The organism is Bradyrhizobium sp. 147 (assembly GCF_023073935.1).
In the GTDB taxonomy this organism is placed as follows: Bacteria; Pseudomonadota; Alphaproteobacteria; order Rhizobiales; family Xanthobacteraceae; genus Bradyrhizobium.
The window spans coordinates 1-10046 of sequence record NZ_JADPKL010000039.1 but is presented as its reverse complement, the minus strand read 5'-3'; the positions used below and the strand labels follow the sequence as shown (position 1 = coordinate 10046).

The following is a 10046-nucleotide window of genomic DNA, read 5'->3' as shown; positions in this document are numbered from 1 at the left end:
CGACCCTCGACCAGATGCAGGCCCTCGGCCTTGCCGGAATGGCGGCCGCCTATCGGCAATTGGCCGAACAGGACAATGCCGCCGATCTCAGCCGCGACGGAGGCTTTCGCGCCGTGCTTTCATCATCATCTTCTGTCTCTCCACAACTACCGCGATTGGCAACAATGGGCTGCAGTGATTGAGCGGGGCGGGACGGCCGAACGTGCGCCATAGCTGGCGCAACACCCTGCAGCTGGCGCAAGGCGCCTGGCTGAAAGCCCATGAGAACTCTCGATCTCTCCCAGCGCGACCCCGGCATTTGCGTCGGCTGTCCTCCGGACGCGTACGTCGCGCGTGCACACCGCGAAAGAACGAGTACGGGGCGTCAGTGGAGGTCTACTCGATCCAGGATGAGGAGACGATTGCCAGATCCCAGAGTAGCTTAGCCCCGGCAGCTGGAACCGCGCGGAATGGCCGCTTGGCTTGCGGTTCAGGAAAGCTTGAAGCGCGATCCCCATGCCGGCGATCTCTATATCTTCCGGGGCCGCCGCGGCGATCTGGTCAAGATTCTCTGGCATGACGGGTTGGGCATGTCGCTCTATGCCAAGCGCCTGGATCGCGGCAAGTTCATCTGGCCCTCGGCGTCGGCCGGTGCGGTGTCGATCTCGGCAGCCGCGTCGCATCTCACGGCGACATCGCAGGTTTGGGGGGCATGTTGGGACCACCTGTGAAAAGAGTGACTTCTATTCACGGGCTCCGTGCCGGCGTAGTTGCGTCGCTGGGCAAGTGCCCTTGCCCTTGCCCTTGCGCGGCCACGGCCACGCCAGCGAGGGTGTGCGTGTGAATGACGCACTGAGCGTCATCACGAATCATACGCACGGCTGAATGAATTGTGAAACCGGCGTTGTTTATCTTGGAGTCGTCCTCCCTCTCGATTGCATGCTTGTCCGGGTCGACCGAGACAAGACTGGAAGCGGTAATCTCATCAAACATTAAGCCATAAGGGTTGAGCAGAAAGCGATGCTCTTTACCAGGCAAGCGCGCGGAAAGATGAGTCGAAATCAATTCGTTCATGCCGAAAGGGCAATCAGGCGATAGCCGCAGCCAGATCACAGCGGATCTGCCATTCCTGAGGCGTGAAATTGTGCATATCATCTCAGTTCGGGAATAGGCCGGTCCACTGTACAAGGGTTGTTTCTAGCCAAGATGCATCTCCGAAGTCTCTTGCCGCTGGAGATGGGTGGAGCGAACGCGATGTGAAGTAGGCGACATTTGGCTGATCGGCGAGACCGCGAGAACTGGCGGAGAACGCTTCAGTTCATCATGCAGAACTTGACACATTTGATGCCGTTCATGAGCTTTCGCTCGCTCCTGACAATCCGCGAGTTTGCCAGATCGCCAGGGGCGGTACGGCGCTCGTGATAGTCTCGGCATTGTAACTGGCGCGTTTACCGACCCTGCAACAACCACCTGATGTTGGCGAGCAGAGTGATCGCGACCGCGCCTCCTCCGCCTACTGGGCTTGGCAGGTCGATAACTCTGCGGCTCAGGTGCCGGGTCGCCGCGAACGTTTATCTATCCAGGCACCTGTATCCCTTTCCGAGCTGGTCGAAACGTCGAAAGTCGCCGAATTTAGCATCGATTTAGGCGCAAGGGTGGGCGTCGTAGCGCGTGAATACGGGTTCTCAACGCCAGCTGGCAACGCTGCCGCGTGGGGTCGTTGAAGAAGTGCCCAATAGATTTCGCGCGATGCAGCGGCCAGCCCCGTCATAGGCCTTGCGCCAAAACCCGCGCTACAGCGCGATCTGAAGCCGCAAACGCACTATGAGGGACAATCCAAGGCAGAATAAGCGCAAGGAGAGCGGCTGCCGGCCGCTTGAGGTTGATGGTGGCGGCTGTCAGGTAGGCCTGGATCTTCATGTTTGGCAGACCACGCCGTATGGCGCGCGCCAGTCCGTGCCAGGTCTTGGCTTCGCCGTGGAAGCCCTCTGAGCGCCAGCGATGGCGCTGATAGAGCCGTCGATCGTCTGCTCCATCGCTCGCGACGGCGGCGGGCGCGGAGCAGTGCAGGATAGTCGTCACCGATAACGACCGCTTTGTTAACCCGCCCTTTCGATAAGCAATCGCCCTTGAGGACACCGGGCACAGTCCTTAGCCTTCGAATAGAAGAAACGGCCGTGCTTGATGGGTCGCCCAGGCGCAAGATACGTCCTTGCGGGCACTTCAAGATGTCGTGCTTGGCATCGTATCGGAAGCGTCTGAGCGGTACGCGGCTCTTGATTGGTTCGGCTTTAGCTGGGATCAGGGCGTCGATGCCGCGCCGCTCGAGCGCACCGTAGACCTTAGCGTAGGCATAGCCGGCATCCGCGGTGACCGTCTTGATGTCGACGCCTGTCACAGCTTCAACCTCATCTACTTGCGGCTCGATCATCTCCGTTCGTTTGTCCCGTCGTAACCGCGACTCCAGAATGACGCCGACCTTGTCATCAACCGCGGTGTGCTGCTTGTAAGCTGGCTCCAGCCGTCGGTTTCGCGCATTGGTGGCCATTGTCGCATCCGGATCGGTGGTGCAAATCTTCTTGTACTTGCCGTTCTGCCGGCCCTTTCTCTCGAGTTCGCTTTCATCCTCACCTTGATTGTCGCTCAGCACATCCATCACATGCTGCTCGGTGAGGCTGTCCCAACCCACGTTAGCGCGGATCAGCGACGCAGCGATGTGAACCACTTCGGCTGTTGCGATCTTGGCCCTCAGGCAGCCTCGACCGTGCGTTTGAAGATCCTACGGAATCGCTCTTCGCCCCAGCGCTGGCGAATGCGCGTCAGGCTTGAATGGTGCGGTAGCTGCTCGTGCAGGCCATAACCAGCAGACCAGCGAATGGCGATGTTGACCTGAGCCTCACGGATCAGCTTGCGATCGTGTACGATCCCGGTGAACAGAGCCGCGAGCATCAGCCGTACCGCGGCTTCCGGATCGATGCCTGGCCGACCGTCGTTCGCGCAATAGCAGTCGGAGAGCTCTTCCCTTAGCCAAGACAGGTCGAGCACACGATCGACCCGCGCCATCACGTGCTCATCTGGGACGAGCTGTTTCAGCGAGCCCGTGATGAAGAGCTCCAACTGATCCCGCTCCTTGCGCCCCAGCATCTCGTTTGCTCCGCCGATCGCGAATCGCGGACGAGAACGGAATCAGCCAATTACAGCTTTTTCAACGACCCCCGCGTCCACTTCATGCGCAACGCGCTGGCGCATGCAGGCAAGAGCGGACGGCGCGTCGTCTCCGCTTTCATTGCTACCGTCTTTGCGCAGGACGATGCGGAAGCGGCGCGGGCGCAATGGCGGCGCATCGCCGACCAGCTCCGTCCCAAGCTGCCCAAGCTCGCCGCGTTCCTCGATGAGGCCGAGACCGACGTGCTCGCCTATATGAGCTTTCCGCCTCAGCACCGTGCCAAGCTGCATTCGACGGATGAGATGGACAAGATGATCGCCCCGATGACGATTGCGGGCATCGCGTCCATTCTTTTGTTCGGCCGCGGCGCGGGCCATTCTTCCGTCCCGGCCACCGATCTCGCAGCCGCCGCGCGCAGGGTCGGTCAAGGCTGGCCGCGTTTGCGGCCACCGCACGGCTTGGCCTTGACCGGCCCGAGCACGGCGGCATGCTGGCGTGGAACGGGACTGCATTCCTGGCTGGCACTTGCCGTCAGCGGCGGTATGGTTGTCGGGCGCGGGCGACCTCGTGGCGAAGCGTGACGCGTCGGCTGAAAGCGTCACCGGACTGCCTATTTTGTCCTGCCGAGCTGAGGCGCCCGCGCGCCGGTTTTTGCCGCCGCGGTTTCCATTGCGACGCCAATCGTTCGTAGTTTCGCTCCGCCTGGGCGGCAATCAACATCTCACGGTTGCGCAGCGCTTTGATGTTGTAGGCATAGGCTGGTCCGCGCCGGCTGCCCTTCTGTTGCGCATGTCCAGCTTGAAGTTGCATTGCGCGGGTCTTGTGGCGACCAGCGCCGGACGCGCCCACAGGTAATCCTCGCCCTTCGTCAACAAATGCCAGCAGAGCACCGTGGGCTTGCGAGCCACGGCCACCGCGGCGACCTGATGGCCACGCCGGGCGCGAATCCGCACGAAAAAAGCATGCAGTGGACCGGGCGCCTTGGCCGCGGCCCAGGCGGCCTCGACCAGCATGGCGCGCGCGTGACTGCGGCCGATCTTGCTGATGCGACCGTGATGGGCGGCTCCCAGTCCCGACTGCCGCACCCGCGGGTTCAGCCCGAAATAGCTCACCAGCTTCTGCCGGCTGTCGAACCGGCTGATGTCGCCGATCGCCGCCACGATGTCGGCGGCGACCGCCAGATTGAGGCCGGTGATCGTCATCAATCTGTTGACCGCGAGATCGTCGATGGCATCCTGCGCGATCTCACGGTCGAGCAGAGCCAGGTCTTCCGCCAGCCGGTCAAGCTCACGGACATACCGATCGATGGCCGCGCGCTCATCGTGCGGCAGCTGTTGGGCGGCCAACCGCGCCCGGCCGCGGGCGTTGAAAAGATCGGCATTGCGGGCACTTCGGGATTAGGTGCGCGTGCAGGATCGAATGCACCTCGTTCTTGAGCCGCGTGCGATGCCGCACGACCTGGTAGCGCCGCGCCACCAGCCGACGCTTGCGTTCGGTCTCCGCGTCAGGTGTCCAGATCTGCGGCAGTACCCGGCCGCCTGCAGACTGGCGAGCGTGCCGGCATCGATCTTGTCGGTCTTAACGTGAGCCTGGGCGATCGCCTTCACCTGCAGCGGATTGGAGATAATCACCCGTGCCACGAACGGCGCCAGAACCCGCGACACCGCCATGCTGTTGGCAGTCGCTTCGACCACCACCTCATCACTGGCCAGCAGGGTCTTGCCAAATCCCTCCAGCGCAGTCCGCGTCATATCGATGCGGCCCGCATGTCGGAGCCTGCCGTCCTCCCAAAACACCACCTCGCCGAAAGTTGGGTGGACGTCGATGCCAATCACCCGTCGCATTCGCACCTCCTGCCAGACATATGACGGGAGCTGCGGGCGACACGACAACTACGGATTCGCGCTCCCAGCGCAACCGGGCGAGTCGCAGAGGCGGCCAGCTACTAACTCGAGCTCTCGGCTCATCGAATAACATCGGCCTGCCCGCACTTCGTGCTCCCGGTGCCTCTGTCCCGATGGTCGCACCATACGGCACGATGTAGAACACCGCAGCGGGAACGTTGGCACCCAGACATCTCATACCGGTTACCAATCCGATCGAGCGCCTCAACGGCGAGATCAAGCGGCGGACCGAGGTGGTTGGCATCTTCTCAAATGAAGACGCCATCGTTCGCCTAGTCGGCGCGATCCTGCTTGAGCAAAACGACGACTGGGCGGTTCAGCGAGCCCGCTACATGACACTGGAAACGATCGCCCCGTTGGGCGATGATCCTACCGCCAGCTTCCCGGCAATCGCCACCCCGGGGAGTACGTCATGCCAAGCTGATGATTTGCTTGTGGGTGCAAGTCCCATCCGGCCAAAGCTCTAGCAGGCAAGCCGGGACCGAGTCTTGCGGGCGTCGTGGTAACGCGGGGTCTGAAGTGTAGATAGGAGCCATGCGGGGTGCGGGAATGAGCCTCGAAAGGTGGAAGTTCGCGGAGGCCGAGTGTGTTCCCTAAGCACGAAGGCAGCACGAGATCGTCGCTATGCAAGACGATGCCGTTCCGTCAGGGTCGATGGCCGGATCACGCATGGAAGGTAATCATCGGAACATGAGAGGCCCGACCGGGTCCGTTGGATTGGTCTCCAATGGAGGGCTGCGGCAAGGCACTGCCAGAGCCGCGGTCCGAGCTGAGGTCGGGAGTCGGACTGGTCCATAGTACCTGTGAAGTCGTCGAAGGAAACGAGACGTATGGAGGGAAGGGGCCGGCCCGAGAGGAGCCTGCGCGAGAAGGCCAAGGGCCGGACACAGAGCCGGGTTGCCTTGCCGCCGAATCTCGAGCGGGTGAACGCGGCGGCCAAGCAGGCTGCCCAAACTCGGTTCACAGCCTTGCTGCACCACATCGACGAGGACGCTCTGCTTCGGGCGTTTCGACGACAAAAGCGGCAGGCCAGCGCGGGGGTCGATGGGATAACGGTGGCGAAGTACGAAGAGAGGCTCACGGATAACATCCGCGACCTCTGCGCACGGATCCACACGGGTCGCTACCGGCCACAACCGGTGCGGCGGGTCTACATTCCCAAAGCCGATGGCGGCAAGCGGCCTCTCGGTATGCCAGCGCTGGAGGACAAGATCGTCCAAAGCGCGGTGGCCGAGGAGTTGAGCGCCGTCTACGAGGTCGACTTCCTCGGGTTCTCCTACGGCTTCCGGCCGGGACGGAATCCTCACATGGCGCTTGATGCTCTGCATACGGCGATCATGAGCCAGCATGTGAACTGGGTGCTCGATGCCGACATACGCAGCTTCTTCGACTCGGTCGACCACGAGTGGCTGTTGCGAATGGTGGCGCACAGGAGCGCCGATCCACGCATATTGCGGCTCATCGGGCTGTGGTTGCGGGCTAGCGTTCTTGAGAGCGGCGAGAAGCAAGAGACGGACAGGGGTACACCGCAAGGGGCAGGCATCAGCCCACTCCTTGCCAACATCCTCCTGCACTACATCCTCGATCTCTGGGTCCACCAATGGCGTCGTCGCCATGCACGCGGTCGCATTGTGACCGTGCGTTATGCAGACGACTTCGTCATGGGCTTCGAGAGCAAGGCAGATGCGCAGAAAATACTCTTGGCCCTCAAGGTGCGGCTGGCCAGCTTCGGCCTGACGCTCCATGAGGACACGACGCGGCTGATCGAGTTTGGCCGGTTCGCGGCCCTCTCGCGTCAGCGGCGCGGCGAGCGACGGCCAGAGACCTTCGCCTTCCTCGGCTTCACCCACTACTGCGGGCGGACCCGAGATGGCCGGTTCATCGTGAAGCACAAGACGGAAGGGAAACGCCTGACGCGCAAGCTGACGGCGTTGCGCCAGGACGCTTGGCGGCTCATGCACGCGCGACTGGCCACGCAGCACGAGTGGTTCGCCCCCGTGCTGCGCGGTCACTATGGCTACTATGGCAGGCCGCACAACTATCCAGCGCTCAACGGCTTCTACCGCGAAGTGCGTCGAACCTGGCTGCGTTGTCTGAGACGGCGCAGCCAGAAAAGTCGGCGCATGGGCTGGCCGGAGTTCGAGAGCCTGACGGCACGCTTCCGCCTGCCAACTCCACGCATCACTCGCACATGGGCGCAGGCGCGGATATGACGCGGGTTACTCTCGGGAAGAGCCGGGTGCGGGAAATCCGCATGCCTGGATCTGTGAGGGCGAAGCCAAATGGCCGAGCTACTCGACCACGATCTGCGCATCTCCCACGATACCGGTCACAACGATCGGTTTGGCGCCCACGATACAAGGCCGTCGCACACGTTCTTTGCGCGCTCCAGAGGCCTCCGTCGCGGTGGCTCAAAGTCCACCAAAAAGGCCCAGACACAAGAGGAGTGCCTTGCGAACCGCAGGAAGCGTGCCTGAAGTTGTTGTGTTGTTCCGAGCGGTGCTCGCTATATGGTGTCGGCTTCTACTGCATCCCCACCACTGACAGGTGCATCAAGCTGGGGGATCTGCGCCAACGCTTTATTGGCCGCCAGCTCCCACTTCCATTCTGCAATCAGGGGTAGAGCTGGACTGGTAGCATGACTGCCGCGCAGGCTGCGACGATTGCGCCGGAATCGGCTCAGCACTACACCACACGGACACGCCAAGATCTGCAGATTGATGAACGCACAGCCACCGAGCCTGCCATTGCTCGGACCTTCTCCGAATTGGTGTTCACGTGAGCGAGCACTACGCAGACCAGTTATCGGGCAAGTAGATGGCGCGCATAGTCTGGGCATTGATGGCAAGAGGCGGAAAGTATCAAGCTCCGGCTATAGAAGGCTAGTCGCACCACTGCCTGCGGTGCGAGAAGGTCGAACGGAGCGTATGTCGCAACGGTTCAGAGGCGGGAGCGGGAAACCAGGTTATGGAGACGCGCCCCGAGCGCGCAAACACCTGTTGGACCCCTTCCTGCATTGTCGAGTTACTATCGTGCCGTCTAAAATCATCTAGCTGCACCGCAGAAATGCGGGATTTCATCAGCGATGGGCCGATAATGGCGAAATTCGGCTCGGCGATAAAGCTATCGTTCGCTACGCTTGAGGCAAATTTGCGAACATTGGGCCCTTGATAACTAGCGCAGGCCTCAAAAAGGGGGAAATCGTGCCAGAGCAGGTCTCTCGTAAACTTCCGTGCGGCCGCCTGAGCAGGCGCTCGGTCCTGCGATCGTCTGCGGTGCTGTTGAGTGCGCCGTTTATTGCAAAAGCCACTCCTGTCTTCGGGCAGGAAAAACTCACGGGTAGCGGCCAAGTAGTCGTTTGCAGCTATGGTGGGTCGTTTGTCGAGAACTTGCGTAAGCATGTCTCTGACCCCTTTACGAAGGCCACGGGTATCAGTGTTGTCGATGTAACAGCTGACAATCCCGAGCCTCAAATCAAGGCCATGCGCGAAGCTGGTCGATTCGACTGGGATGTTGCCATTTGCAACGCGTTCTTCCCAGCCTATGCCGAACTCCAGCAGACTGGTGAGTTTCTGCCAATCGACTACAGCCTCTGGGACGATGAAGCCCTCAAAGGTGTGCCGGCCCCTGGCCGCCTTGCCGATGGCGTCTTGGCGTTTCAAAACGCGACTCTGTTGGTTTATGATGAACGCGCTTTTCCGAAGGGGGGGCCGAAGAGCTGGGCAGATTTCTGGAACATTAAGGACTTCTCGGGACCGAGGGGACTCGGTGTCTATACTTTCATTGGTAGCATGGTCTTTGCGCTGATTGCTGATGGAGTCGCGCGCAAAGACATCTGGCCACTCACCGATGATAAGGTCGATCGGGCGCTCAAGAAGCTGGATCAAATCAAGCCGCACGTAAGCAAGTGGTGGTCGGCGGGAGGCGAGCCCATACAGCTGCTCATCAACCGTGAATACGCGATGACGAGCGCCGCCGATGGCCGTGCCGTCGCAGCCATTAAGAAGGGAATACCCCTTCGCATGGTATGGGACGACGCTACTGTAGGGGACAACTATTGGATAATTCTTAAGGGGGGGCCGAACAATGCAAACGCACAGAAATTCATCGCATTTGTGAATCGGGCGGAAAAGGCGGCCGCTTTCACGCAAGCGACTGGTTATCCGGGTCCGAACATAAATCAGCTGAGCTACCTTCCAGCCGAACTGCTGCCGCTGATTAATATAAATCCCGAGAACGCAGCGAAGACAATCCGGCCCGACTATGCTTGGTGGTTTGCGAAGCGTCCTGACGGCAAAACGAACGCGGACCACATCCAGGAACGTTGGATGGCTTGGCGTGCAGGATAGACTTCAGCGCTACTAACTCTCTGTTGACATCCCGCTATCCTCGCCAGGCCTACGTAGTGGGCCTGGCTGTTGCTGCCTAGAGGCGCCCTCAAGGGCTAAATGCCTTCTACCGAAGTTGAGCGGCCGATGAGGTGTTGCAGAGTATCGCAACAACGGAATTGCCTCCCGACGCCGTACAAGCTGCCAAGCATCGTCGATATGTTGAACGTCACGTTCAATGGATTGGACGAGCTGGCGTCGGAAGTCGCTTTTCCACTCGATAAGTCCATGTGATGGTTCGTGTAGCGTGATCGGTCGCAATGCGATCGCGGACGCGCCAGACGCAGCCTTTGTGAACGCTGTGACAAGCCACGTCACGGGTCAGGCAGATTGTGGAGGCGGAGGTCACCGGGAACCTTCGTGGTCCCAGTATCGCTCGCGCTCGGCGAGCAGTATAGACGTACGGGCAAAGAGGTGCTGAGCGCGATCGCTGTCGGTTACGAAGCTGCACACCGAATGGACATGGCCGCCGGTGGGGGTTCATAGTCAAACGGGTTTCCTGGAGTCTCGTGCGTGTTTCGGCAATTCCCGGACAGCGATTTCGGTAATTCGCGGACAGCGATTTCAGTAACTCCGGGACAGGGATTCCGCTAAATCGCGGACAGATGC

7 protein-coding genes and 4 pseudogenes are annotated in these 10046 nt (G+C 60.8%); 7 read left to right on the top strand and 4 right to left on the bottom strand.

Translation table 11 applies throughout. The features are described from left to right. Both IVA87_RS35230 and tnpB read left to right on the top strand, forming a co-directional pair. A pseudogene (locus IVA87_RS35230) lies at positions 1-182 on the top strand (hypothetical protein); the annotation flags it as partial. Between the two features lie 267 nt (positions 183-449). Beyond that, positions 450-710 (top strand): IS66 family insertion sequence element accessory protein TnpB, encoded by a 261-nt coding sequence (tnpB, locus tag IVA87_RS09320; protein WP_247333432.1) that lies wholly within the window; start codon positions 450-452, stop codon positions 708-710. A 16-nt stretch (positions 711-726) separates the two neighbouring features. Here the strand turns inward: tnpB and IVA87_RS09315 are convergent, their stop codons facing one another. Next, complete coding sequence (locus IVA87_RS09315; protein WP_247333431.1) at positions 727-1053, bottom strand: class II aldolase/adducin family protein; 327 nt, start codon at positions 1051-1053, stop codon at positions 727-729. A gap of 759 nt (positions 1054-1812) precedes the next feature. Beyond that, positions 1813-3123 (bottom strand): annotated as a pseudogene (locus tag IVA87_RS09310) (IS1182 family transposase); the annotation flags it as partial. A gap of 72 nt (positions 3124-3195) precedes the next feature. On the opposite strand from IVA87_RS09310, the pseudogene IVA87_RS09305 reads away from it, so the two are divergent. After that, positions 3196-3459: pseudogene (locus IVA87_RS09305) on the top strand (transposase); the annotation flags it as partial. 399 nt (positions 3460-3858) lie between these two features. Here IVA87_RS09305 and IVA87_RS09300 read toward each other — a convergent pair. Next, positions 3859-4491, bottom strand: a complete 633-nt coding sequence (locus IVA87_RS09300) for a transposase (RefSeq protein ID WP_247333430.1) — start codon at positions 4489-4491, stop codon at positions 3859-3861. A 51-nt stretch (positions 4492-4542) separates the two neighbouring features. After that, positions 4543-4989 (bottom strand): IS110 family transposase, encoded by a 447-nt coding sequence (locus IVA87_RS09295; RefSeq protein WP_247333429.1) that lies wholly within the window; start codon positions 4987-4989, stop codon positions 4543-4545. Between the two features lie 245 nt (positions 4990-5234). Here IVA87_RS09295 and IVA87_RS09290 point away from each other — a divergent pair. From IVA87_RS09290 to IVA87_RS09275, 4 genes and pseudogenes are all read left to right on the top strand, one after another. Further along, positions 5235-5516, top strand: a pseudogene (locus tag IVA87_RS09290) (transposase); the annotation flags it as partial. Positions 5517-5852: 336 nt separating this feature from the next. Beyond that, complete coding sequence (ltrA, locus tag IVA87_RS09285) at positions 5853-7262, top strand: group II intron reverse transcriptase/maturase (RefSeq protein WP_346658349.1); 1410 nt, start codon at positions 5853-5855, stop codon at positions 7260-7262. A 425-nt stretch (positions 7263-7687) separates the two neighbouring features. Continuing rightward, complete coding sequence (locus IVA87_RS09280; protein WP_247333427.1) at positions 7688-7831, top strand: porin; 144 nt, start codon at positions 7688-7690, stop codon at positions 7829-7831. Positions 7832-8252: 421 nt separating this feature from the next. After that, positions 8253-9398 carry an ABC transporter substrate-binding protein gene (locus tag IVA87_RS09275; RefSeq protein WP_247333425.1) on the top strand — a complete coding sequence of 382 codons (1146 nt, stop codon included), beginning with the start codon at positions 8253-8255 and terminating at the stop codon, positions 9396-9398. The last annotated feature ends 648 nt before the right edge of the window (positions 9399-10046 follow it).

Coding starts and splice junctions, on each gene's coding strand:
- IVA87_RS09295 (WP_247333429.1), bottom strand. CDS start 4,989: ATGCGACGGGTGATTGGCATCGACGTCCACCCAACTTTCGGCGAGGTG.
- IVA87_RS09315 (WP_247333431.1), bottom strand. CDS start 1,053: ATGAACGAATTGATTTCGACTCATCTTTCCGCGCGCTTGCCTGGTAAA.
- tnpB (WP_247333432.1), top strand. CDS start 450: ATGGCCGCTTGGCTTGCGGTTCAGGAAAGCTTGAAGCGCGATCCCCAT.
- IVA87_RS09280 (WP_247333427.1), top strand. CDS start 7,688: ATGACTGCCGCGCAGGCTGCGACGATTGCGCCGGAATCGGCTCAGCAC.